We start from the raw sequence: 23,351 nt of genomic DNA on the forward strand, positions 1-23,351 counted from the left end.
CGCAGGGTGACCGGCCGAGTCGTCCGCAGGGTGATCGTCCGCGTGGTGATTGGCAGGACCGTCGTCCGCAGGGTGACCGGCCGAGTCGTCCGCAGGGTGATCGTCCGCGTGGTGATTGGCAGGACCGTCGTCCGCAGGGTGACCGGCCGAGTCGTCCGCAGGGTGATCGTCCGCGTGGTGATTGGCAGGACCGCCGTCCCCAGGGTGACCGGCCGAGCCGTCCGCAGGGTGATCGTCCGCGTGGTGACTGGCAGGACCGCCGGCCGCAGGGTGACCGTCCGCGTGGTGATTGGCAGGACCGCCGTCCCCAGGGTGACCGGCCGAGCCGCCCGCAGGGCGACCGCCCCCGCGGGGACTGGCGCGATCGCCGGCCTTCCGACGACCGTCGTGGGGCCACGGGCCGGCCGGCCGGCGCGTCCGACCGCCGTCCCCCGGTGCCGGCCGGACCGGAGATCCCTGACTGGGCCGATCCGCGTGAGCTCGACGCCGGCATCAGGTCCGCGCTGCGCGGCCTGGACCCCCGCAACGCTGCCAAGGTGGCCGGCCACCTGGTCGTGGCCGGCTCACTCGTGGACGAGGACCCGGAGACCGCGCTCGCACACGCACGGGCGGCCCGAGACCGAGCTTCCCGCCTGGCAGTCGTGCGGGAGGCGGTGGGTGTCGCCGCCTACCACGCGGAGGACTACGCCGAGGCGGCTCGTGAGCTTCGTGCCTACCGACGGATGAGCGGCGACGACGGCTACCGGGCCGTGCTCGCTGACTGCGAGCGGGCCCTGGGACGGCCGGAGGTCGCCCTGCGGCTGGTCGCCGAAGCGCTCGCCGAGGAACCGGACGCCGAGGAGACCGTCGAGCTGCGACTCGTCGAGGCCGGCGCGCGCCGCGATCTCGGAGAGGACGCGGCCGCGCGGATCGTGCTCGAGACCGCCCTCGGGGGCCGCCCCGACCCGGCGCGCCTGGACATCGCCGATGAAGGGCAGCTGCGCATCGCCGCCGCCTACGCCGACCTCCTGCGCGCCCAGGGCGACGAGGAGCGAGCGGACCAGTGGCTGGGCGCCGTCGCCGCGGTCGACCCCGAGCTCGCGGGGGAGGACCTGGGTGTCGAGTTCACCGAGCTGGACGACCTCGAGCTGTCCGACGACCACTCGGGCGAGGACACGGACGAGGACGCGGTCGAGGAGACGGACGAGGACCCGGTCGAGGAGCCGGACCTGCCCTCCGACGGGAAGTCCCCGGCCGCTGTCCCAGTCGCCAGGCCCGTACCTGCCCTGACCTTCCAGGAGGAGGTCGAGGCCGAGGTCGCCGAGCTGCTCGGCGAGACGGACTCGGAGACCGACGCCGACTGACGCTGAACGGGCGCCGCGCCGTCCACATGCCGGCGCGGCGTCCACAGATCTCCGCGAGCGGGTCCGGCCGGGCCCCCGCCCGATCACGCTTCGGTCATGACCGTGGCTGTGATCGACCGCAACGACGTGGTGCTCCGGGGGCGGGTGTCCGCTCCCGCGGAACTGCGCACACTGCCCAGTGGTGACGCCCTCCTGACCTTCCGCCTGATCGTCCGCCGACCAGCGCCGAGGGTTCGAGGGCAGTCCGTGGACGTGCGCACCTGCATCACCTACGACCGGGCGCTGCAGCGCCGTTTCGCCGCCTGGCAGCCCGGCGACGTCGTCGAGGTCGAAGGCGCGCTGCAGCGCCGCTTCTGGCGGACCGGGTCGGGCACCGCGTCGGTCTGCGAGGTGAACTGCCGCCGGGGGCGGAAGGTCCCGCGGTCGGCCGCTCGGAGCGCCGAGGAGACGGCGTGATGCGGTCGGATCAGTCTTCCAGCGGCCGCAGGACCAGGCCCGTTCGCGGCTTCGGCACGAAGAGCGTGGACTTGCGAGGCATCCGTGCCCCCGCCCGCGCCACCGCCGCGACGTCGGTGGGGGAGGGGGCACGCAGCAGCAGGGCGACTCCGGAACCCTCCGCCGCCGCGGTCAGCGCCTCCTCGAGTCCGTGCGCGATCACGATCGAGTCGACGGTGTCCGGCCGTCTCCACAGATGACCGATGAGGCCGTGGTGGGCGAGGACGACGTCGAGGTCCCGCCAGGCCGGCGGGGCCTCGGCGGGGACCGCGGCCCGCACCTCCGGAGAGGGCGCGGTGAGTCGCACGAGACGCCGTCCGTCGCTGATCAGGAACCCGCGTTCGGCCGGGTCGTCGAGCCACCGCCGCGCCGTGGCCACCACACCGCCCACGGCCGACCCCGGGCCGACCGGCACGTCCGCCGTGACGAAACCACGTGCGGCGCCGGCGAGCGCAGCCTCGAGCGTCAACCCCGGAACGACCCGATGGATGGGGTCGACCCGCAGGCCGCCCGGGCCCATCGGCGTCACCAGGGCGAGCACGCTGTCACTGCCCCCGGCGCCGTGGCGAGCCCGGGCGTTGGCGCGGGCCGCGGCGAAGCGGTGGTGTCCGTCGGCGATCACCGCCTCTGTCCGACCCAGGGCGTCGCGGACGGCCGCGATGAGGGAGGGGTCGCCGACGCGCCAGAGCCGGTGTCGCACTCCGTCGGCATCGATGAGGTCCATCGCGGCCTGCGCACGGCGCGCCGCGGCGGCCAGCCCGGCCACGTCCGGCGCCGGGTCGTGGGCGAGGATGATCGGCTCCAGATCCGTGCCGGTCGCCGCCAGCAGCGCCCGCCGGCCCTCGACTGCCTCCGGGAAGGTGTCCTCGTGCGGAAGGACGGCGGTCGAGTCCGCTGCCGGCAAGGAGACGGCGCCGAGCCAGCCGCTGGTCGCCGGGCCCCCGTCGACCGGCGTGAGGTCGTACAGCCACAGCGCCTCGTCCTCGTCGCGGGCCAGGACGCCGTCCCTTCGCCAGTCGGCGAGGGTCCGTGCGGCGAGCTCCGGGCTCGACGCCCCCCGACCGCCCGCGCCGGGCAGGATCAGCCGGACGACGTTGTGCGGATCGGCAGCCGCCAGTCGTTCCCGTCCGGTGGGGGTCACCAGGTCGTAGGCTGGCGAGCTGACACGGGCGAGGTGGTCCGGATCCCGTCGTCGGTAGGTCAGCGCCCGGAAGGGGCGGATCTCCAGACCCGGTCCCGGCCGGTACGACGGAGGACCTGCCGGCGAGGGGTGCACGACCAGAATCGTAGGAGCGCCGGGTGCGACGACCGCCGGGCACCGGCCGGGACCGGGCGCGACGCGGAGCCGGCGCGGCCCGGGTGGACCGACGGAGGGGGAGCGCGGTGCCGGAGGCCTACCCCTCGGAGGAAGCGTCAGGTCCCACTCCCGACGGCGACGTCTACGAATGGCTCCAGCGTGGGCTGCAGCTGCTCGCCGACCGGCACCCGGACGCCGCGGCGACGCTGCTGGCCCGCGCGGCGACAGCGGAACCGGGCTCCCGCAGCATCCGCGAGGCGCTCGCGCGGGCGCAGTACGACGCCGGGCGGTACCGGGAGGCCATCGAGAGCTTCACCGGACTCATCGCCGTCCACCCCACCGACGACTACGCCCAGTTCGGCCTGGGGCTGGCCGCCAGCCGCGCGGGAGAGCTCGGGCTCGCCGCGGAGCACCTGGCGCTGGCGGTCGCGATGCGCCCGGATCTCGCCCACTACGGCCGAGCCCTGCGCGCTGTCCGGGCGCGGCTCGAGCGGGAGTCGGCGTGACCACTCCGGGGACGACGCCGCTCTCGGCCGGGTCGGAGCTCCCACCGAGCCGGCGTTTCGACGTGGCGCTCCTGGATCTCGACGGGGTCGTCTACGTGGGGCCGGACGCCGTGCCGGGGGTCCCGGTCGCACTCGCCGCGGCACGTCGCGACGGCATGCGCCTGGGCTACGTCACGAACAATGCCTCGCGGACGCCGGAGGAGGTGGCCGCGCACCTGACCGAGCTGGGGGTCCCGGCCGCGCCCGAGGACGTGATCACCAGCTCGCAGGCGGCTGCGACCGTCGTCGCGGAGCTGCTCGGCCCCAGTGCGCGGGTTCTCCCGGTGGGCGGGCCGGGGGTGGCCGTGGCGCTCCGGGCGGCGGGGCTGACCGTGGTGGGGTCCGCGGACGACAAGCCGGACGCTGTCGTCCAGGGCTACGGACGCGAGGTGGGCTGGTCGCAGCTGGCCGAGGCGGTGGTCGCCGTGCGCAACGGAGCGCGGCACGTCGCCACGAACGCCGATGCGACGATCCCCTCACCGCGCGGACCCCTACCGGGCAACGGCTCGATGGTGGCCGTGGTCCGCGGGGTCACCGGCGTCCCGCCCCTGGTCACGGGGAAGCCGGATCCGGCGATGCACGCAGAGTGCGTCCGGCGGACCGGAGCCCGTCGTCCGCTGGTCGTGGGGGACCGCTTGGACACCGACATCGAGGGAGCGCGACGCGCCGGGGCGGACAGTCTCCTGGTGCTGACGGGCGTCACCGACCCGGCCCTGCTGCTCGAGGCGCCACCGCAGCGACGCCCCGACCTGCTCGCCCCCGATGCGGCGGGCCTCCTCCTCCCGCACCCGCCGGTCCTCGGCGACGGACGGACCTGGCGGTGCGGGGCGTGGACGGCACGGCTCCGGGAGGGGGGCGCGGTCGAGCTGTCGGGGCCCGCTGCGTCGGACGGCGAGGACGGCGACGGGTTGGACGGCCTCCGTGTGGCCTGCGTGGCGCACTGGAGCCGTCACCCGCAGGACGGGGCGCCGGCGCAGGTGCTCGCCGGCGACCCGCACTCCGACGCAGTCCTCACCGCATGGGGACTCGGAGGGCGCCGGGACTGACCGCCCGGCCGGCGGTGTCAGAGCAGCTTGCGCAGCCGCAGCAGGTCGCGGAGCCCCGCCTCGAGCTTGACCCGCCCGGCGGCCCACGCCGATCCGAAGCCGAGACTGCCGTCGGTGAGGGCCACCAGGTCGTCGCTGGTCATGGTCAGCCGGATGTCGGCCTTGGGCACCTGCGGCCCGTCGGGGACGGTGCGCAGGTCACGCACCGCGCCCGAGCCCAGGCGTCCGAGGACGACCTGCTCCAGGTCGGTGATCCGGCACGAGAGGCTGCGGTCCAGGCCCGCTGCCGCCGGGTTGGCGGCGAGGTCACCGAGGATCCCGGTGAGGGCGGTCATGCACTGGTCCATGGTGGCCACGGAGGCGGGTCTCCCCAAGGTCGACGTCGACAGCGGTTCGCCGAACGCTATCGGCCCGCCGCCGGACCCGCGCCGTCGTGCCCGGCCGGTAACCTCCGAGGGCGACGACGTACCCGCGGCCCTGCGAGCGAGACGGCGGGACCAGCCACCACCCGAGAGGCGCACGATGACCGAGCCGAGCGAGCAGCGACCCGTGCCGGGTCCGCCGCGGCCCGGTCCGTCGCCGACGCCCGCCGCGAGCGAGGAGCTCGGCGAGCGACTGGAGGGTCTGGACCAGCTGCCCGTCGCCGAGCACGTCGCGGTCTTCGAGGCCGAGCACGAGCGCCTGCAGCGCGAGCTCGGCACGATCGACCCCCGCTGATGCCCCGACGCAACCGGCTCGACGCCGAACTCGTCCGCCGCGGCCTGGCCCGTTCGCGCGAGCACGCCGTCACCCTCATCGCGGAGGGACGCGTCGCGGTCGCCGGCACGACGGCGTCCAAGCCGGCCACCGGCGTGGACGCCGCCACCCCTGTGCTGGTGCGCACCGACCCCGACGAGCCGACCTGGGTCTCCCGCGGCGCGCACAAGCTGCTCGGCGCGCTGGAGGCCTTCCCGGTCGAGGTCGCCGGGCGGCGGGCGCTGGACGCCGGCGCGTCGACCGGCGGGTTCACCGAGGTGCTGCTGCGCGGCGGCGCGGCCGAGGTGGTCGCCGTCGACGTCGGCTACGGGGAGCTGGCCTGGTCCCTGCGCACCGACGAGCGGGTGCACGTGCTGGAGCGCACCAACGTCCGCACCCTCACCCCCGACGCCATCGACGGGCCGGTCGACCTCGTCGTCGCCGACCTGTCGTTCATCTCCCTGCGGCTGGTCCTGCCCGCTCTCATCGCCTGCGCTCGGCCCGGGGCGGACCTGCTCCCGATGGTCAAGCCGCAGTTCGAGGTGGGGCGGGAGCGGCTGGGGGCCGGGGGAGTGGTGCGCGACCCGGAGCACCGGGTGCAGGCCGTCCTCGAGGTCGGTCGAGCCGCGTCCGAGCTCGGCTGGGGCACCGCGGGAGTGGTGGCGAGCCCGCTCCCGGGACCGGCCGGGAACGTCGAGTTCTTCCTCTGGCTCCGGTCCGACGCCGGGCCGATCGAGGAGAGCGCCGTCCGTCGAGCAGTCCAGGAGGGACCGCAGTGAGCGACTCGAGCACGGCCGGGCAGCAGGAGCGTCGCGTCCTGCTGACCGTGCACACCGGCCGGCGGGACATCGTCGACCTGGCCCGCACCTCGGCGGCGCGCCTGCTGCAGGGCGGCATCGGCGTGCGCCTCCTGGACGACGAGGCCGACGCGCTCGACATCCCCGGCGCGGAGGTCGTGCCCGCAGACGAGGCGGCGGCCGAGGGGGCCGAGATCGTCATGGTCTTCGGCGGGGACGGCACCTTCCTCCGTGCTGCCGAGCTCGCCCGGTACACCGACGCCGCGCTCATGGGCGTCAACCTCGGCCGGGTCGGCTTCCTCGCCGAGACCGAGCCCGAGGCCGTCGAGGAGACCCTGACCGCGATCGAGGACTGCGAGTACTCCGTGGAGGAGCGCCTGGCGATCCGGGTCGACGTCCTCGACGGCGAGGGCACCGTCGTCGGCAGCACCTGGGCGCTCAACGAGGTCTCGGTGGAGAAGGCGGAACGCTCCCGGGTGCTCGACGTCGTCATCGCCATCGACGGCCGTCCCCTGACCAGCTTCGGCTGCGACGGCGTTCTCTGCGCGACCCCGACCGGCTCCACGGCCTACGCCTTCTCCGCCGGCGGCCCGGTCGTCTGGCCCGACGTCGAGGCGCTGCTGCTCGTGCCGACCAACGCCCACGCCCTGTTCGCCCGGCCCCTGGTCACCTCGCCGAACTCGGTGCTCACCGTTGCCATCCCCGCCGACGGCAACCGGGCCCGGGTGTCGGCCGACGGCCGCCGTCTGCTGGACATCCCCGACGGCGGCCGGGTCGACGTCCGCCGCGCCAACCGCCCGGTCCGCATCGCCCGGGTGCACGCCGCCACCTTCGGAGACCGGCTGGTCGCCAAGTTCGGGCTGCCCGTGCGCGGGTTCCGGGACGCCCGGCACGCCGGCCCCGGCCACGAGCTGTTCACCAGCCGCAACGTGCTGGCCCGCGACGTCGTGTCGGCCGACGGGACCGCCGGGGCGGAGGTGAGCGATGGCGACCCGCACGGCGCCTGATCGTCGTCCAGCCGCCACCGGCCACCGCTCGGCGCCCGGTCGGCTGTCCGAGCTGCGCATCCGGGGCCTCGGCGCGATCGACGACGTCACCCTGGAGCTCGGTCCAGGCCTCACCGTCGTCACGGGGGAGACCGGCGCCGGCAAGACCATGGTGGTCACCGGCCTGACGCTGCTCTTCGGCGGCCGCGCCGACCCGGGACGCGTGCGGGCCAACGGGCGGGCAGGTGTGGAGGGGCGGCTCGAACTGCCGCCCGCGTCGCCGGTGTGGGAGCGGGCGGCCGACGCCGGTGCCGACCCCGATGACGACGGCAGCCTGATCCTCGCCCGCACGGTCAGCGCCGAGGGGCGCTCGCGGGCCTACCTGGGGGGCCGCAGCGTCCCGGTCGGGGTGGTCGCCGAGCTGGCCGAGAGCCTGCTGGCCGTGCACGGGCAGACCGACCAGCTGCGCCTCTCCCGGCCCGCCGAGCAGCGCCGGGCGCTCGACCGCTACGCCGGTGGCGACCACCTCGCCCTGCTCGAGGGGTACCGGCAGGCCTACCAGCGGTGGCGCGAGCTGGCCGCCGACCTCGAACGACGGCGCGGGCAGGCCCGCGAGCTCGCCCAGGCCGCCGACGTGCTCAGGCACGGACTCGAGGAGATCGCCGCCGTCGCCCCGGAGCCGGGGGAGGACGAGGCGCTCGACACCCAGGCCAAACGGCTCAGCGACGCCGACGCCCTGCGCGCCGCCGCCGACGAGGCGCGCCTGGCGCTGATCGGCGACGTGACCGGCGACCTCGGCGGAACCGAGGCCCCGCAGGACGCGGCGGCCGCGCTCGCCATCGCGGAACGGGCGCTGGCGTCCTCCGACGACCCGACGCTGGTCATGCTCGCCCAGGACCTCGCCGACGCGGTCGCCGTCGTGTCCGACGTGGCCGGCCAGCTGTCGGGCTACGTCGCGGACCTGGACGCCGACCCGGCCCGCCTGGCCGAGGTGCTCGACCGCCGGGCGGCGATCACCGCGCTGGTGCGCAAGTACGCCGAGGTCGGGCAGGGAGCCTCGGGAGTGCTCGCCTGGGCCGAGGAGGCCTCGCAGAAGCTCGCCCAGCTCGACGTCTCCGACGAGGCGCTGGACGCCCTCGCCGCCGAGCGCGACGCCGCCCGGGCCGAGGTCGACCGCCTGGGCGCGGAGCTCTCGACCGGGCGCCGCGCCGCCGCCGAGGGGTTCGCCGCCGAGGTGGGGGCCGAGCTCGCCGGCCTCGCCATGAAGAGCGCTCGGGTCTCCTTCGCGATCGACAGCCACCCCGACGAGCCGGGCCCCGACGGCATCGACGACGTCGCCCTGCTGCTCGCCGCGCATCCCGGCGCACCGGCTCGGCCGGTCCACAAGGGGGCCTCGGGTGGTGAGCTCTCCCGGGTCATGCTGGCCATCGAGGTGGTGTTCGCCGGTGCCGATCCGGTGCCGGTGATGGTCTTCGACGAGGTGGACGCCGGGGTCGGCGGCCAGGCCGCCGGGGAGATCGGCCGGCGGCTGGCGCGATTGGCCCGCGACCACCAGGTCGTCGTCGTCACCCACCTGGCGCAGGTGGCCGCCTTCGCCGACACGCACCTGGTCGTGGACAAGTCCCCGGACACGGGGGCGGGGGTCACCGCCACCGACATCCGCTCGGTCACGGGGGAGGACCGGGTGCGTGAACTGGCCCGGATGCTCTCCGGTCTGGCCGACAGCGACACCGGTCGGGCGCACGCCCAGGAGCTGCTGGCCGTCGCGGCGTCGGCCCGCTGAGCACCCCCGGCCACGCCCGCCCCGGTCGGGTGACCGGGGCGTGCCGGGGTCGGGCCCGGGGTAGGGGCCGTTCGTGACCTGCTTCTCCTCCGCCGACGAGTCGGCGCACTACGGCTTCTCGGTCTGCATGCTGCTGGACCACTACCGGGACCAGCTGCGCTGGGAGGACGGCGGGGTCGACGAGCTCGGCACCGGGGACGCCACGGCGATCGCCGACGTCGTCCGGTCGCTGCCGGGTCTGCGGGTGCACAGCTACGACATCAGCGCGCCCTCGGTGGAGAAGGCGCGGTCCAACATCGCCGAACGGGGCGTGGCGGACCGCTACACCGTGGAGCTGGGGGACTTCTTCGACCAGACCGACTCCGCCGGCGGGGTCCAGGCCCGGACCGTCATCTCCAACCCGCCCTACATCCCCGCGCCGGACCGCGACATCCTCATGCCGGAGCTGTGGGGCGGGGTGCGCGGCAACGACCTGTTGCTGCAGCTGCTCAAGACCGGCTACGACAACGTGGTGGCCGCGGTGGCCAGCTACTCCGACCCCGAGGGGACCGTCCGCACGGCCGAGGATCTCGGCTACCGGGTGGTCAACTTCCTCGCCATGGCCCTGGACTTCGGGCCCTACAGCAACGAGCCCAAGGTGCGCGAGCACATCCGCCGGCTCTGCGCCGAGGGCCACGGCTGGGCCGGGGAGGACGGCTACATGGTCGCCGTCGCCCTCTTCACCCGTGACGGAGACCTTCCGGGCAACCGCGGCGACCAGCTGCTCCGCTCGCTCCAGATCGACGTCTGACCCGGAGCGGCGCGCTCACCGCCGCTTCGCGTAGCCCGCGAGACCGAACTGCAGCAGCGCCAGGCCCCGGCGTCCCTGACGGCGCAGCTCCGCCGCCAGCTCCGGTCCGCTGACCCCGTCGAGCACCCGGTCGCGAGCCAGCTCCAGCAGCGAGGCGTACAGCCCGAGCACGGCGTGGGCGGCCAGCCAGGGCTCGATCTGTCCCGGCCGCGCCCCCGTCTCCTTGGCGATCAGGGCGGCGAGGGAGTCGGTCAGCTCGCCGAGGATCTCCCGCTCACGCGTGAGCAGCGTGCGGCTGCCGCGGATCACCCGCGCCATCTGGGCCACGCCCTCGGCGGCCTCGGGCGTGCCGAGCAGGCTCACGGCCGCGACCACGAAGCTGCCGGCGGCCGCGGCGACGGACTCCCCGGCCGGGCGACGGCGCACGGCGTCCAGCAGGGCGGCGCGCATCGGCGGGTCGGCGTCGAAGACCAGCCCCTCCTTGACCGGGAAGTGGTTGAACACCGTCTTCTCGACCACGCCCGCCCGCTGCGCGATCTCCACCACGCTCACCGCGTCGAACCCGCGCTCGGCGAACAGCTCGGTGGCGGCGTCCACGATGCGGACCCGGGTCTGCTGCCGGCGACGCTCGCGGATACCGCTGCCACGGGTCCGCCGTGCCCGCCGCGGACCGGTCGGGTCGGGGTCGGGGCCGTGCGGTGCAGGGAGCGACTCGTCCAGGGCGGGTGCCGATGGGGCAGCAGGCGCCTCGACGGCCGGGGGGCCGGCGTTCCGCGGGCCGGCGTCCTGGTCCGGGCGGGGAACCGCCCGGATGACGGGCGCACCGAGCGGATCGGTGACCTCCTCGTCCTGCAGAGGGGTCATCGCCGTCGTCAGGGCACCTGCCACACCAGTCACGCGAGCAACGCTAGTCACGACTCGGTAACGGTCCCGCTGGACCCGTGACGCGCCCGCAGCCGGCGTGTCGGTCCCGCCGTGGTGTCGCGCACGGTGCGTGACTGAGAGATCGCTGACGCGCGTCGGAGGGTGGACCCGGGACCCGTGCGTGGCAGCATGCGGTTCCATGCGCATCGGCACCGTTCGCCGCGGCCGGGCACAGGAGGCGGAACCCGGCGTCGCCGGCACCGCCCGCCTGGACCGCCGCACCAAGAACCTGACGAAGCGACTGCGCCCCGGCGACATCGCCGTCATCGACCACGTCGACATCGACCGGGTCAGTGCCGACGCCCTCGTCGGCTGCAAGGTCGCCGCGGTGGTCAACGCCGCGCCCAGCATCTCCGGCCGCTATCCCAACCTGGGCCCGGAGATCCTGATCGACGCCGGTATCCCGCTGCTCGACGACGTCGGCAAGGACGTCTTCGGCAAGCTCAAGGAAGGCGTGCACGTCCGCCTCGACGGCAACCGGCTGGTCGACGAGGAGGGCACCGTCGTCGCCGAGGGCACCGCCCACACCGGCGAGACCGTGGCCGCGGCCATGACCGAGGCCAAGGCGGGGCTGTCGGTCCAGCTCGAGGCGTTCGCCGCGAACACCATGGAGTACATGAAGCGGGAGCGCGCGCTCCTGCTCGACGGCGTCGGCGTCCCCGACGTCGCGACCTCCATCGAGGGCCGGCACGTCCTGGTCGTGGTGCGTGGCTACGACTACAAGGAGGACCTGCACGCCCTCCGCCCCTACATCCGTGACTACCGGCCGGTGCTCATCGGCGTCGACGGCGGCGCGGACGCCCTCGTCGAGGCCGGCTACTCGCCCGACATGATCATCGGCGACATGGACTCGGTCAGCGACGACGTGCTGCGCTCCGGCGCGGAGGTCGTCGTGCACGCCTACGCCGACGGCCGGGCCCCCGGGCTGGCCCGCGTCCAGGACCTCGGGGTCGAGGCCATCACCTTCCCGGCGGCAGCGACCAGCGAGGACATCGCGATGCTCCTGGCCGACGAGAAGGGCGCCAAGCTCATCGTCGCCGTCGGTACCCACGCCACCCTGGTCGAGTTCCTCGACAAGGGCCGCGGTGGCATGGCCTCGACCTTCCTCACCCGGCTGCGCCTGGGCGGCAAGCTCGTCGACGCCAAGGGCGTCAGCCGGCTCTACCGCAGCCGCATCTCGACCGCCGCACTCGTCGTCCTTGTCCTCGCCGCGTTCGTCGCGATCGGGTCGGCGCTGGCCGTCTCCGCGGCCGGGCGCGTCTACCTGGACCTGCTGCTCGACCAATGGAACAGCTTCATGTTCTGGCTGGAGAACCTCTTCTCGTGATCGACTTCCGCTATCACCTGGTCTCGCTGATCGCCGTCTTCCTGGCGGTGGCCCTGGGCATCGTGATCGGCACCACGCAGCTCAACCAGCCGATCCTCAACGACATCGAGAACCAGGTCACCGACCTCGAGCAGGACAAGCGCGCCCTGGAGGACCGCACCCAGGACCTGCAGCGTCAGGTCGACGCCGCGGAGGCCTTCGAGGAGGCCGTCGCCCCCTCGCTCGTCGGTGGCTCGCTCGCCGGCCGCTCGGTCCTGGTCCTGGCCGCCGACGAGGAGGTCAGCAGCGACACCGTCGAGCAGGTGAGCACCCTGGTGCAGGACGCCGGCGGGTCGGTCAGCGGTGTGCTGCGGCTGCGCCCGGAGTACAGCGACCCCTCGAGCGCGTCCAGCCTGCAGAACTACGTGAACGGCTCCGGCCGCCCCGCGGGCGTGGCGCTGCCGGAGGACGGCGACGCGGACGTGCTCGTGGCCTCGCTGCTCTCCCAGGTCCTCATGACGCCTCCCGGCGGCCCGGCTCCCGACACCGCCGCCATCTCCTCGGTCGTCTCGGGGCTCAGCTCGCTGGACGTGCTGCGCCAGGAGAGCTCCTCGGTCAACCCGGCCGACTACGCCGTCGTGCTGACCTCCGGGGAGACCGAGGGCGGTGACGCCGAGAGCCGCAACGCCGCACTGGTCGAGCTGGTCCGGGCACTGGACTCCGCCGGGTCCGGTGCCGTGGTCTCCGGCGATGCCGCGTCGGCGCGCGAGAACGGTCTGGTGGGCGTCGTCCGCTCCGACCCGACCCTGGCCACGGCGGTCTCCACGGTGGACAACGTCGGCAGCGCGGTCGGCCGGATCAGCACCGTGCTCGCGCTGGGCCGCGAGGCGGAGGGCACGTCGGGCAAGTACGGGACGGGCGAGGACACCCAGCCGGTCCCGCCGGTGCCCGCCGCCGCCCAGTGAGCGGGCGAACAGCCGGTTCCGGCCGCGCGCGACTGCCGCTGGTGGTGGCCGGCGCCGCGGCCGCCCGCGCCGTGCTCGCCGGCGCCGAAGCGCTCTCCGCCCGCCCCGCCGGTGCCGCGTGGCGGCGCACCAACTACGCCGGACGTCCGGTGACCCTCCTGGGCGGCCCCGCGCTGGCGGTCGCGGCGACCACGACGGCCGTCCTCGGCGCCCCCGCCGGAAGCCGGGCTGCCGCAGCCGTCGTCGGTGCCGTCTCCGGCGTCGTCGGGGGTTACGACGACCTCGCCGGCGCCCGCCCCGAACAGGCGCGGGACAAGGGCCTGGCCGGGCACCTGCGGGCGCTGCGCGAGGGCCGGGTGTCCGCCGGTGCGGTCAAGGTGGCCGGCATCGGTGCGGCCGCGGCCGTGGCCGCGCTGCTGACCCGGCCGCGGTCGGGGGACGCGCGCGGCCTGGTCGACGGGGTTCTCACCACCGGGCTCGTCGCCGGGACCGCCAACCTGCTGAACCTGCTGGACCTGCGGCCAGGCCGGGCGGCGAAGGCCGGGGCCCTGACCGCCGCCGTCGGACTCGCCGGGCCGGCGGGAGGGCTGGTGGCGGGGCCGCTCGGTGCGACCCTGGGCGTGCTGCCCGCCGACCTCGGCGAGCGCGTGATGCTCGGCGACGCCGGAGCCAACGCGCTGGGCGCCCTGCTCGGGCTGCGGCTCGCCGGCGTGCCGGACCGGCGGGCCCGCGCCGGTGCCCTCGCCGTCGTCACCGCTCTCACGCTCGCCAGCGAGAAGGTCAGCTTCACGCGGGTCATCGAGGCCACACCGGGTCTCCGGGAACTGGACCGGCTCGGCCGCCTGGGCTCGTGAGCACCCGCCAGGTGGCCCGTGGCGTGGCCGGGGCGGCAGCGCTGATCGCGGTGCTGACCGTGCTGGCCCGCCTCGCCGGGTTCGGTCGCACCCTGGTCTTCACCAATGCCGTCGGCGCCGGAAGCACCGGTGACACCTACCTGGCGGCGAACAACGTCCCGAACATCGTCTTCGAGGTCGTCGCGGGAGGAGCTCTCGCCAGCCTCGTCGTCCCCATGCTGGCCGGCGGTATCGCTGCCGGGGACCGGGAGCAGGTCCGCCGCACCGCCTCGGCCCTCCTGGGCTGGACGCTGCTGGTGCTCACGCCCCTGGCGGTGCTGCTGGCGCTGTTCGCCGAACCGGTGGCCAGGCTCCTCCTCGGCGGCGGTACCGACGGAGAGGTCGCGCTCGCCGCCCGGTTCCTGCTGGTGTTCGCGCCGCAGGTCGTGCTCTACGGCATCGGGATCGTGCTCACCGGCGTCCTGCAGGCCCACCGTCGGTTCGCCGGACCGGCGCTCGCCCCGCTGCTGTCGAGCGTGGTCGTCGCCGGCGCCTACCTGGTCTTCGCCGGCATCGGTGGCGACCGCGACGTGGCCGGGCTCGACCGGCCGGCCGAGCTGGTGCTCGGGGTGGGGACGACGCTCGGCGTGGTGGCGCTCAGCCTGAGCCTCCTGCTGCCCCTGCGCGGACTCCGGCTGGGCCTGCGCCCCACGCTGCGTTTCCCGGTGGGCGCCGCACCCCGGGTGCGCCGGCTCGCCGTCGCCGGTGTGCTCACCCTCGCCGGGCAGCAGCTCGTGGCCGCGGTCGCCATCCGGCTGGCCAACGACGGTGCGCCGGACGGCACCCAGGTGGCCTACACCGCGGGCCTGACCGTCTTCCTGCTGCCGTGGGCGGCGCTCGCCGTCCCGCTGGCCACCTCCGCCTACCCCGGGCTCGCCGAGCGGGCCGAGAGCGGCGACGAGGTGGGCTACCGGCGCGCGCTCGCGCCGGTCGCCGTCCTGACCGTGGCGGCCACCGCGGTCGCCGCGGCGGCGCTGCTGGCCGCTGCCGGTCCGCTGGCCCGCGTCTTCCTCGCCACGGGCACGGACGAGGCCGTGGCGACGCTCCGCGACGCGATCGTCGCCTTCATGCCCGGGCTGGTGGGCTACGGGCTCGTCGCGCTGCTCACCCGTGCCCTCTACGCGCGCGGGCTCTGGAAGGCGCCGACCGGCTGCGTGCTGGGGGGCTGGCTGCTCGCCGTGGCGGTCGACGTGCTGCTGGCCGGGGCCCTTCCCGCGGAGGACCGCGCGCTGGCGCTGGCCGCCGGTCACTCCCTCGGCGTCACGGTCGCCGGCGCGAGCCTGCTGGTCGTCGTGGCCCGTTCGTCGGGGCGTGCCGCCCTGCACGGGCTGGGCCGGGTCGGCCCGGCGGCCCTCCTCGCAGCCGGCCTCGGTGCGGCTGCAGGGCTCGTCGTCTCCCGCGCACTGGGAACCGACCCGGTTCCCGAGGGGGGCCTGCTGATCACGCTGCTCGCCGGGATCCTGGTCGGGGGCACCGTGCTGCTGGTCGCCGCGGCCGTCATGATGGGAACGGCGCGCGGCCCGCTGACCCGCGCGGTCGGTCAGCTCCGGTCGTCGGGCGAGCAGGAGGTGCGCGGTGGCTGAGCAGCCCCTGCTCGACCGCCGGGTGACCGAGGTGCTGGCCACCAGCACCGGCGGGGTCGGCACCCACGTCCGCTCCCTGGTGCCGGCGCTCGTCGCCGCCGGGGCGCGCACCCAGGTCTGCGGGCCCCGGGCCACCGACGAGCTCTTCGGCTTCTCCGCCCGCGGCGCGGACTTCGACGCCGTGGAGATCTCGGCCGGGCTCGATCCGATCTCCGACGCCCGCGCGGTGGCGGCCCTGCGCCGGGCCCTGGCCGGCACCGAGATCGTGCACGCCCACGGCCTGCGCGCCGGCCTCGTCGCGGCGACCGCCCGACGCCTGGCAGGCGGCCCGGGAGCCCTGGTGCTGACCCTGCACAACGCGCTGCCCGACGGCGGAGGGCTGCGCCGTCGGGTGCTCGAGCGCGCGGAACGGGCCACCGTCCGCGCCGCCGACGTCGTCCTCGCCGCCTCCTCCGACCTGGCCGACAACGCCCGCGCCCTCGGGGCGCGCGACGTCCGCCTCGCACCGGTCTCCGCCCCGCCCCTGCCACCCGCGTCCCGCACCCGCGACGAGGTGCGCGAGGAACTCGGCCTGGTCGACGACCGCGCCCTCGTCGTCGCGGTGGGGCGACTGCACCCGCAGAAGGGCTACGACGTCCTCCTCGACGCGGTGGCCCGGTGGTCGGCCGACCAGCGCCTGCGACCGGCGCCCCTGGTCGTCGTGGCCGGCGACGGACCCCTGCAGGACGAGCTCGCGGCGAGGGTCCGGGACGACGCCCTGCCCGTGCGGCTGCTGGGCCGGCGCGCCGACGTGGCGGACCTGCTCGCCGCCGCCGACCTGTGCGTGCTGCCCTCGCGGTGGGAGGCCCGCTCGCTCACCGCCCAGGAGGCGCTCCGCTCGGGCACGCCGCTGGTCGCCACCCGCACCGGGGGGCTGCCGGAGCTGCTGGGCGACGCGGCCGAGCTGGTGCCCGTCGGCGACGCGGCTGCCCTCGCCGAGGCGGTCGTCCGGGTGCTCTGCGACAGCGCCCTGGCCGCGGACCTCGCCGTGCGCGGGCGGGCGCAGGCCGCCGGGTGGCCCGACGAGGAGGCCACCGCCGCGCAGCTCGTCGCGCTGTACCGCGAGCTCCTCGCTGCGCCGCCCCGGTCGCGATCATGAGCCGGCCGGCCCTCCGCGTCCTCGCCCTCCTGTTCCTGCTGACCGCCCTGGTCGCCGGGTCGCTGGTCGCCGGGTTGCCGGTCGCCGGGTTGCCGGTCGCCGCGGGGGCCGAGGAGCAGGCCACCGCTGACCGGGTGGTCGTGGTCGGCGTGCCGGGGCTCACGTGGGCCGACGTCGACCCGGGGACCACGCCGCAGCTGTGGGCGATGGCCGAGGAGTCCGCCATCGGGGCGCTCTCGGTGCGGGCCGCCCGCTCGACCAGCTGCCTGCTGGACGGCTGGGCGACCCTCGGCGCGGGGAACAGGGCACGGTTCCCCGGCACCGACGAGGGGCTGCCACCGGTGCCGCTCCCCACGCCACCGGTCGCACCCGGCTCCGACGGGGAGCAGCCGGATCCGCCCGCCGATCCTCCGCTGGACACCTCGCTGACCCACTGCGGGCTCCAGGAGCGCGTGGCCGCCGTCGCGCTGGGGGACCCCGGCGCGACCGTGGCCCGCATCGCCGAGGACCCCGGCACGGTGCGGTTCGGCGCCGAGCCCGGAGCCCTCGGCGCCGAGGTCGGCTGCGCTTCCGTGGTCGGTCGGGCGGCGGCCCTGGCCGCGGCCGCACCCGGCGTCGCCCTGACCCCGGTGCCGGCGCTCCCGACGGAGCCGGCCGAGGTGACGGACGCGCTGACCGCGTGCCCCCTGACGCTGATCTCGCTGGACCAGCTGACCGACGCCGGCCGGCCGGGGGAGGAGCAGACCGACACCGGCACCGAACCCTTTCCCCGGGCGGCCGCGCTGGGACGCATCGACGACTCCCTGGGACGGCTGCGCACCGCAGTCGCGGAGCTCCCCGGCGAGACCCTGGTGCTGCTGGCCGGCATCTCCGAGGTCAACGACGGTCGCGCCCAGCTGCATGTCGGGATGGCCCACGGCCCGGGGTTCGACGGGGGCTGGCTGGTGTCGGCCAGCACCGGCCGGGCGCCCTTCGTGCAGCTGATCGACCTGGCGCCCACGGCTCTGAAGGCCCTGGGGCTGGACGTGCCGGCGTCGATGAACGGTCAGCCGCTGCGGCAGGCCGGTGACCGCCCGGACCTGGCGGCGGCGGTCGACCAGCTGGAGGAGGTCAACACCTCCGCCGTCACCCACTACCGGAACACGGGGGCGTTCTTCTGGGCGTTCGTCGTCGCGGGCGCACTCGTCGTGGGGCTGGGGATGCTGCTCGCCCGCGTCACGGGGCGGCCCGGGGCGCGCCGGTCGGTGCGGCTGCTCTGCCTCGTGGTCGCGGCGCTTCCCGTCGCCACCTACCTGGCCGGCGTCTGGCCGTGGCAGCGCGCGGGATCGCCGCTCGGCGCGCTCGTGGGTGCCGTCGTCGGAGCCGATCTGCTCGTCGTCGCGGCGGCCGTCGCCGGCCCGTGGCGCCGCCGGCGGCTGGGCCCGCCGCTGGCGGTCCTCGCCGTCACCCTGCTGACCCTCGTGGCCGACGTGCTGACCGGCTCCTCGCTGGAGCTGGACGGGCCGCTGGGCTACGACGCGGTCGTCGCCGGTCGCTTCACCGGCTACGGGAACCTCACCTTCGGCCTGCTGTCGGTCAGCGCGCTGGCCGTGACGGCGGCCGTGGCCACCGGGGCCGGCCGCCGGGTCGGTGCCCGCAGGAGGCGGACGGCGACCGGCGTGGTCGTGGTCGCCCTCGGCCTGCTCGCGGTGGCCGTGATCGGTGCGCCACCGCTGGGGCGGGACTTCGGCGGCGTCCTGGCCGCGCTGCCGGGCTTCCTGCTCCTGGCCATGCTCCTGACCGGCATCCGGGTGACCGTCGTGCGGCTGGGAGCGATCCTGGCGGCCGCCGTGGTCGCCGTCGGCACCGTGGCGGTCCTGGACTGGACGCGGCCGGCGGGGGAGCGGACCCACCTGGGCCGCTTCGTGGAGCAGGTGATCACCGGCGAGGCCTGGACGGTCGTCACCCGCAAGGCCGAGGCGAACGTCGGCATCCTGCTCAACAGCCCGCTGGCGTGGATGCTGCCGGTGGCCGTCGTCGCGGCGGTCTGGCTGCTGCGCCGCGGCGGTGCGCTGCGCGGCGTCCCCGCCGGGCTGCCGCCCGCCGACGCGGCGGTGCTGCGCGCCACCCTGCTGGCCACGGCGCTGAGCCTGGCCATCGGCGCGGCGGTCAACGACTCGGGTGTGGCTCTGCCCGCCACCGCCGCGGCCCTCCTGGTGCCCCTGCTGGTGTGGCTGGTCACCGGCCCCGAGGGCGGCTCTACCGGAACGAGGGAGACCACGGGTGGCGCTCCCCACTCCGGCCCGGCCGCCGGCCCCGACCGTGTTACGGTCGTCTCCCGTGGATCGACCGTCGGGAACGCCTGAATCCCTCTCGTCCCAGTCCCTCTCGACCCGGGGCCTCCTGCACAACTCCCAGCCGACGAAGTTCGTCTTCGTCACCGGCGGGGTTGTCTCCTCCCTCGGCAAGGGGTTGACCGCCAGTTCGCTGGGCGCGCTCCTCGCCAGTCGGGGACTGCGGGTCACGATGCAGAAGCTGGACCCCTACCTCAACGTCGACCCCGGGACGATGAACCCGTTCCAGCACGGCGAGGTCTTCGTCACCGAGGACGGCGCCGAGACCGACCTCGACATCGGCCACTACGAGCGGTTCCTCGACACCGACCTCTCCGGCCGGGCGAACGTGACGACCGGTCAGGTCTACTCCGACGTGATCGCCAAGGAGCGGCGCGGGGAGTACCTGGGCGACACCGTGCAGGTGATCCCGCACATCACCAACGAGATCAAGGCCCGCATCCTGGCCGGCGCCGACAGCGCGGAGCGGGTCGACGTCGTCATCACCGAGATCGGCGGCACGGTCGGCGACATCGAGTCGCTGCCCTTCCTCGAGGCCGCCCGCCAGGTCCGGCACGAGATCGGCCGTGACAACTGCTTCTTCCTGCACATCTCGCTGGTGCCCTACATCGCGCCGTCGGGTGAGCTGAAGACCAAGCCGACCCAGCACTCGGTCGCCCAGCTGCGCAGCATCGGCATCCAGCCCGACGCCGTCGTCTGCCGCTCGGACCGCGACCTCAACGAGGGCATCAAGCGCAAGATCGGCCTGATGTGCGACGTCGACGCCGAAGGGGTCATCTCCTGCCCCGACGCGCCGTCGATCTACGACATCCCCAAGGTGCTGCACCGCGAGGCCCTGGACGCCTACGTCGTCCGCCGTCTCGGCCTGCCGTTCCGCGACGTCGACTGGACCGTGTGGGGCGACCTGCTCGAGCGGGTCCACGCCCCGAAGCAGACCGTCACGATCGCGCTGGTGGGCAAGTACATCGACCTGCCCGACGCCTACCTCTCGGTCACCGAGGCGCTGCGCGCCGGTGGCTTCGCCCACCGCAGCCGGGTCCAGATCCGCTGGGTCCCGTCGGACGACTGCCAGACCCCCGAGGGTGCCGAGAAGGCTCTCGCGGGCGTCGACGGCGTCTGCATCCCGGGCGGTTTCGGGGTGCGCGGGATCGAGGGCAAGCTCGGCGCGATCCGCTACACCCGCACCAACGGCATCCCGACGCTGGGCCTGTGCCTGGGCCTGCAGTGCATGGTCATCGAGTACGCGCGCAACGTCGCCGGCCTGGAGAAGGCGAACTCCGCGGAGTTCGACCCCGAGACCCCCGACGCCGTCATCGCCACCATGGCCACCCAGGTCGACGTGGTCGCCGGCCGCGGGGACATGGGCGGCACGATGCGCCTGGGCAGCTACCCGGCGGCCCTGCAGAAGGGATCGGTGGTGGCCGGCGTCTACGGCTCGACCGAGATCACCGAGCGGCACCGGCACCGCTACGAGGTGGCCAACGCCTACCGCGACCGGCTCACCGAGGCGGGTCTGGTCTTCTCCGGCACCTCGCCCGACGGCACGCTGGTCGAGTTCGCCGAGCTGCCGAAGGGCACCCACCCCTTCTTCGTCGGCACCCAGGCGCACCCGGAGCTGAAGAGCCGGCCCACCCGCCCGCACCCGCTGTTCGCCGGATTCGTGCAGGCGGCGGTCGACTACTCCGAGGCCACCCGGATCCCGGTGCCGGTGGACGAGGCGGAGAAGGTCGGTATCTGACGATGAGCGATGGCCCGGCCCCGCACGAGTACCGCGTGCTCGCCAGCGAGCCGATCCACGAGGGCCGGGTCATCAGCCTTCGCCGTGACACGGTGGCGATGCCCGGGGGAGGCGACAGCGTCCGCGAGGTCGTCCGCCACCCCGGGGCCGTCGCCGTCGTCGCGCTGGACGACCAGGACCGCGTCGTCCTGCTGCGCCAGTACCGGCACCCGGTCGGCGCCTACCTGTGGGAGCTCCCGGCCGGGCTGCGCGACGCCGACGGCGAACCGCCGCTGGAGACGGCGAAGCGGGAGCTCGCCGAGGAGGTCGAGCTCGCCGCGGAGCGGTGGTCGCTGCTGACCACGCACTACAGCAGCCCGGGCTTCACCGACGAGATGGTGCTGGTCTACCTCGCCGAGGGGCTCTCTCCCGTCGGGCGGCCCGAGGGCTTCGAGGTGGAGCACGAGGAGCTCGACATGACCGTCGAGCGGGTGCCGCTGGCCGCGGCTGTGCAGCGGGTGTTCGACGGCGACATCCGCAACGCGGCCGCGGTGGTCGGGCTGCTCGCCGCGGCCCAGGCGCGCGCGGTCGGGCCGCGGCTCCGGCCGGTCGACGCCACGTGATCGAGCGCCTTCTTCCCGCGTGATCACGAAGTCCGGGAAGCGGCACGCCGGTGCGACCCGGTGCGTCGGCTCCCGGACTTCATGATCGCGGGGGGAGTGCGGGGTCGGGGCCGGAATGGGTGAGCCGTAGGCCCAGGCGGGCGAGCTCCAGCTGCGCCAGCGTCCGGGTGGCGGCGGGGTCCCCGGCCCGCCAGGCGGCCCCGGTCCCGGCCGGCAGCGCGGCCAGCCGGGAGAGCGGCGCCGTCGCCACGGCCCGCGCCGCCAGCAGCTCGACGTCGGGCGTGCCGGCGAGCAGGCGCTGCGCGGCGCCGGCCTCCCGGGCCCAGCCCAGCCGCGCCGGGAGCCAGCGGAGCAGCAGCCAGCCCACGGGCAGCACCACGAGGACGACGGCGAGCACCGTCGCCAGCGTTCCGACGGCGTCCTGTGCCGACTGACCCGACCCGCGGACCGCACCGGCGGCGCCGGCCAGCTTGTCGAACGGCGTCGCCAGCTCGTCGCCGACGACCGGCACGTCCTCCGCCGCGGACGCGGCCGAGCCCATGGAGCCGGCCACCGACCGGCCGAGGTCCTCGACCGCCCGCCCCGGCTCGGCCAGCGCCAGCACGGCGCCGTGCACCGCCCGGGCGACGAGGACCCACAGCACGGTCCAGAGCAGCATGCCCAGGTCGGCCGCCAGCTGGCGGGCGCGCAGGGCAGGGTGCTGGGCGTAGAAGCGCACGGACGGTCCTCCGGAGCGGCGGTCGGGATCTCCCGCCATCGTCGGCCAGCGCGCCGTCCCCGGCAGGACGACCGTCGCGGATCGGCCCGCATGCCGGGTCTCGCGGCCCCCTCGTGCCTACACTCCGCCCGAGGCGCGCCCCGACCGGGCCGCCCACGACGCGGTGGGAGCCCCGTCACCCTCGGGGTGGGCCCACCGGGACCAGGAGACGAGCGATGCGGGTCGGGGTTCCCCGAGAGGTCAAGAACCGGGAGTACCGGGTGGCGCTCACCCCAGCCGGGGTGACGGAGCTGACGCGGGACGGGCACACGGTGCTGGTCGAGCGCGGCGCGGGGGAGGGGTCCTCGATCCCGGACGAGGACTTCACCGCCGCCGGCGCGCGGATCGTGGACTCGGCCGACGACGTCTGGGCCGACGCCGACCTGCTGCTCAAGGTGAAGGAGCCGATCGCCGAGGAGTACCGACGGCTGCGGGCCGACCAGACCCTGTTCACCTACCTGCACCTGGCCGCCTCGCGCGAGTGCACCGACGCCCTCGTCGCCTCCGGCACGACCGCCATCGCCTACGAGACGGTCCAGACCGCCGACGGCGCCCTGCCGCTGCTGGCCCCGATGTCCGAGGTGGCCGGGCGCATGGCCCCGCAGGTCGGCGCGCACAGCCTCGAGCGGGCACACGGCGGGCGCGGGGTGCTGCTCGGTGGCGTCTCCGGTGTCTACGCGGCCAAGGTCGTCGTCATCGGTGCCGGGGTCTCCGGCATGAACGCCGCCGCGATCGCGCTCGGGATGCAGGCCGAGGTCGTCGTGCTCGACCGGGACATCGACCGGCTCCGCGCCGCCGACCGCATCTACCAGGGCCACCTGCAGACCGTCGCCTCCAACGCCTACGAGGTGGAGCGGGCCGTGCTCGACGCCGACCTGGTCATCGGTGCGGTGCTGGTGCCCGGGGCCAAGGCCCCCACGCTGGTCAGCAACGAGCTGGTGTCGCGCATGAAGCCCGGTTCGGTGCTCGTCGACATCGCCGTCGACCAGGGCGGCTGCTTCGAGGACACCCGTCCCACGACCCACGACGACCCGACCTTCCGGGTGCACGAGTCGGTCTTCTACTGCGTGGCCAACATGCCGGGTGCGGTGCCGAACACCTCCACGCACGCCCTCACCAACGTCACGCTGCCCTACGTCATGGCGCTGGCGAACGAGGGCACGCCCGCGGCGGTCCGGCGCAGCCGCCCCCTGGCGCACGGCGTGAACGTCGTTGATGGCACGGTGGTCCTGCCGGAGGTCGCCGACGCCCACGGCATGACCGCGGTCCCGCTGGAGGAGGTGCTGTCCTGACGT

22 protein-coding genes are annotated in these 23,351 nt (G+C 75.3%); 18 read left to right on the top strand and 4 right to left on the bottom strand.

All coding sequences use genetic code 11. The features are described from left to right. Positions 1-434 precede the first annotated feature (434 nt). Both DQ237_RS00010 and DQ237_RS00015 read left to right on the top strand, forming a co-directional pair. Positions 435-1,343, top strand: a complete 909-nt coding sequence (locus tag DQ237_RS00010; protein ID WP_147251710.1) for a lipopolysaccharide assembly protein LapB — start codon at positions 435-437, stop codon at positions 1,341-1,343. Positions 1,344-1,439: 96 nt separating this feature from the next. Continuing rightward, positions 1,440-1,799, top strand: coding sequence for a single-stranded DNA-binding protein (locus DQ237_RS00015; protein WP_113795977.1), 360 nt, complete (start codon positions 1,440-1,442; stop codon positions 1,797-1,799). A gap of 10 nt (positions 1,800-1,809) precedes the next feature. Here DQ237_RS00015 and DQ237_RS00020 read toward each other — a convergent pair whose 3' ends face one another. Continuing rightward, entirely contained in the window at positions 1,810-3,114 is a 1,305-nt protein-coding gene (locus DQ237_RS00020) for a DUF1015 family protein (protein ID WP_113795979.1), read from the bottom strand. A 107-nt stretch (positions 3,115-3,221) separates the two neighbouring features. On the opposite strand from DQ237_RS00020, the gene DQ237_RS00025 reads away from it, so the two are divergent. Further along, a complete protein-coding gene (locus tag DQ237_RS00025; protein ID WP_113795981.1) occupies positions 3,222-3,641 on the top strand; it encodes a M48 family metallopeptidase in 420 nt (139 codons plus the stop codon). Then, positions 3,638-4,726, top strand: a complete 1,089-nt coding sequence (locus DQ237_RS00030) for an HAD-IIA family hydrolase (protein ID WP_113795983.1) — start codon at positions 3,638-3,640, stop codon at positions 4,724-4,726. The genes DQ237_RS00025 and DQ237_RS00030 overlap by 4 nt, the downstream gene beginning before the upstream one ends. A 17-nt stretch (positions 4,727-4,743) precedes the next feature. On the opposite strand, the gene DQ237_RS00035 is transcribed toward DQ237_RS00030, so the two are convergent. Further along, positions 4,744-5,061 (bottom strand): alkyl sulfatase C-terminal domain-containing protein, encoded by a 318-nt coding sequence (locus DQ237_RS00035; RefSeq protein WP_240619279.1) that lies wholly within the window; start codon positions 5,059-5,061, stop codon positions 4,744-4,746. A gap of 187 nt (positions 5,062-5,248) precedes the next feature. Here DQ237_RS00035 and DQ237_RS00040 point away from each other — a divergent pair, with 187 nt between their 5' ends. The 5 genes from DQ237_RS00040 to DQ237_RS00060 all read left to right on the top strand — a co-directional run bounded on the left by DQ237_RS00040 (position 5,249) and on the right by DQ237_RS00060 (position 9,817). Beyond that, positions 5,249-5,443 (top strand): hypothetical protein, encoded by a 195-nt coding sequence (locus tag DQ237_RS00040; RefSeq protein ID WP_113795987.1) that lies wholly within the window; start codon positions 5,249-5,251, stop codon positions 5,441-5,443. Beyond that, complete coding sequence (locus tag DQ237_RS00045; protein ID WP_113795989.1) at positions 5,443-6,240, top strand: TlyA family RNA methyltransferase; 798 nt, start codon at positions 5,443-5,445, stop codon at positions 6,238-6,240. The genes DQ237_RS00040 and DQ237_RS00045 overlap by 1 nt, the downstream gene beginning before the upstream one ends. Beyond that, complete coding sequence (locus DQ237_RS00050; protein WP_113795991.1) at positions 6,237-7,265, top strand: NAD kinase; 1,029 nt, start codon at positions 6,237-6,239, stop codon at positions 7,263-7,265. The genes DQ237_RS00045 and DQ237_RS00050 overlap by 4 nt, the downstream gene beginning before the upstream one ends. Continuing rightward, a complete protein-coding gene (gene recN, locus DQ237_RS00055; protein WP_205729997.1) occupies positions 7,243-9,027 on the top strand; it encodes a DNA repair protein RecN in 1,785 nt (594 codons plus the stop codon). The genes DQ237_RS00050 and recN overlap by 23 nt, the downstream gene beginning before the upstream one ends. A 73-nt stretch (positions 9,028-9,100) precedes the next feature. After that, positions 9,101-9,817 carry a methylase gene (locus tag DQ237_RS00060; RefSeq protein WP_113795993.1) on the top strand — a complete coding sequence of 239 codons (717 nt, stop codon included), beginning with the start codon at positions 9,101-9,103 and terminating at the stop codon, positions 9,815-9,817. Positions 9,818-9,832: 15 nt separating this feature from the next. Here the strand turns inward: DQ237_RS00060 and DQ237_RS00065 are convergent, their stop codons facing one another. Next, the gene (locus DQ237_RS00065) at positions 9,833-10,714 is read right to left on the bottom strand and encodes a TetR/AcrR family transcriptional regulator (protein ID WP_113795998.1); all 882 of its coding nucleotides are present in this window, start codon (positions 10,712-10,714) and stop codon (positions 9,833-9,835) included. Positions 10,715-10,880: 166 nt separating this feature from the next. On the opposite strand from DQ237_RS00065, the gene steA reads away from it, so the two are divergent. From steA to DQ237_RS00105, 8 genes are read left to right on the top strand one after another with little or no spacing between them, the layout of a single operon-like run. Beyond that, positions 10,881-12,068 carry a putative cytokinetic ring protein SteA gene (gene steA / locus DQ237_RS00070; protein ID WP_113795999.1) on the top strand — a complete coding sequence of 396 codons (1,188 nt, stop codon included), beginning with the start codon at positions 10,881-10,883 and terminating at the stop codon, positions 12,066-12,068. After that, positions 12,065-13,012, top strand: coding sequence for a copper transporter (locus DQ237_RS00075; protein ID WP_113796001.1), 948 nt, complete (start codon positions 12,065-12,067; stop codon positions 13,010-13,012). Before steA ends, DQ237_RS00075 begins: the two co-directional genes overlap by 4 nt. Further along, a complete protein-coding gene (locus DQ237_RS00080) occupies positions 13,009-13,866 on the top strand; it encodes a hypothetical protein (protein ID WP_240619280.1) in 858 nt (285 codons plus the stop codon). Before DQ237_RS00075 ends, DQ237_RS00080 begins: the two co-directional genes overlap by 4 nt. Then, on the top strand, positions 13,863-15,488 hold the full coding sequence (murJ, locus tag DQ237_RS00085) for a murein biosynthesis integral membrane protein MurJ (RefSeq protein WP_113796003.1): 1,626 nt from the start codon (positions 13,863-13,865) through the stop codon (positions 15,486-15,488). The genes DQ237_RS00080 and murJ overlap by 4 nt, the downstream gene beginning before the upstream one ends. Next, positions 15,481-16,626 (top strand): glycosyltransferase family 4 protein, encoded by a 1,146-nt coding sequence (locus DQ237_RS00090; protein WP_113796005.1) that lies wholly within the window; start codon positions 15,481-15,483, stop codon positions 16,624-16,626. The genes murJ and DQ237_RS00090 overlap by 8 nt, the downstream gene beginning before the upstream one ends. Further along, complete coding sequence (locus DQ237_RS00095; protein ID WP_113796007.1) at positions 16,623-18,971, top strand: hypothetical protein; 2,349 nt, start codon at positions 16,623-16,625, stop codon at positions 18,969-18,971. Before DQ237_RS00090 ends, DQ237_RS00095 begins: the two co-directional genes overlap by 4 nt. A 37-nt stretch (positions 18,972-19,008) precedes the next feature. Then, the gene (locus DQ237_RS00100) at positions 19,009-20,697 is read left to right on the top strand and encodes a CTP synthase (RefSeq protein WP_113797291.1); all 1,689 of its coding nucleotides are present in this window, start codon (positions 19,009-19,011) and stop codon (positions 20,695-20,697) included. A 2-nt stretch (positions 20,698-20,699) separates the two neighbouring features. Further along, positions 20,700-21,299: an NUDIX hydrolase gene (locus DQ237_RS00105; protein ID WP_113796009.1), complete on the top strand. Its 600-nt coding sequence runs from the start codon at positions 20,700-20,702 to the stop codon at positions 21,297-21,299. Between the two features lie 79 nt (positions 21,300-21,378). On the opposite strand, the gene DQ237_RS00110 is transcribed toward DQ237_RS00105, so the two are convergent. Further along, positions 21,379-22,017 carry a hypothetical protein gene (locus tag DQ237_RS00110; protein WP_240619282.1) on the bottom strand — a complete coding sequence of 213 codons (639 nt, stop codon included), beginning with the start codon at positions 22,015-22,017 and terminating at the stop codon, positions 21,379-21,381. 215 nt (positions 22,018-22,232) lie between these two features. Here DQ237_RS00110 and ald point away from each other — a divergent pair, with 215 nt between their 5' ends. Continuing rightward, a complete protein-coding gene (gene ald / locus DQ237_RS00115) occupies positions 22,233-23,348 on the top strand; it encodes an alanine dehydrogenase (RefSeq protein WP_113796013.1) in 1,116 nt (371 codons plus the stop codon). The last annotated feature ends 3 nt before the right edge of the window (positions 23,349-23,351 follow it).

This window comes from Blastococcus sp. TF02-8 (assembly GCF_003319175.1).
GTDB lineage: Bacteria > Actinomycetota > Actinomycetes > Mycobacteriales > Geodermatophilaceae > Blastococcus.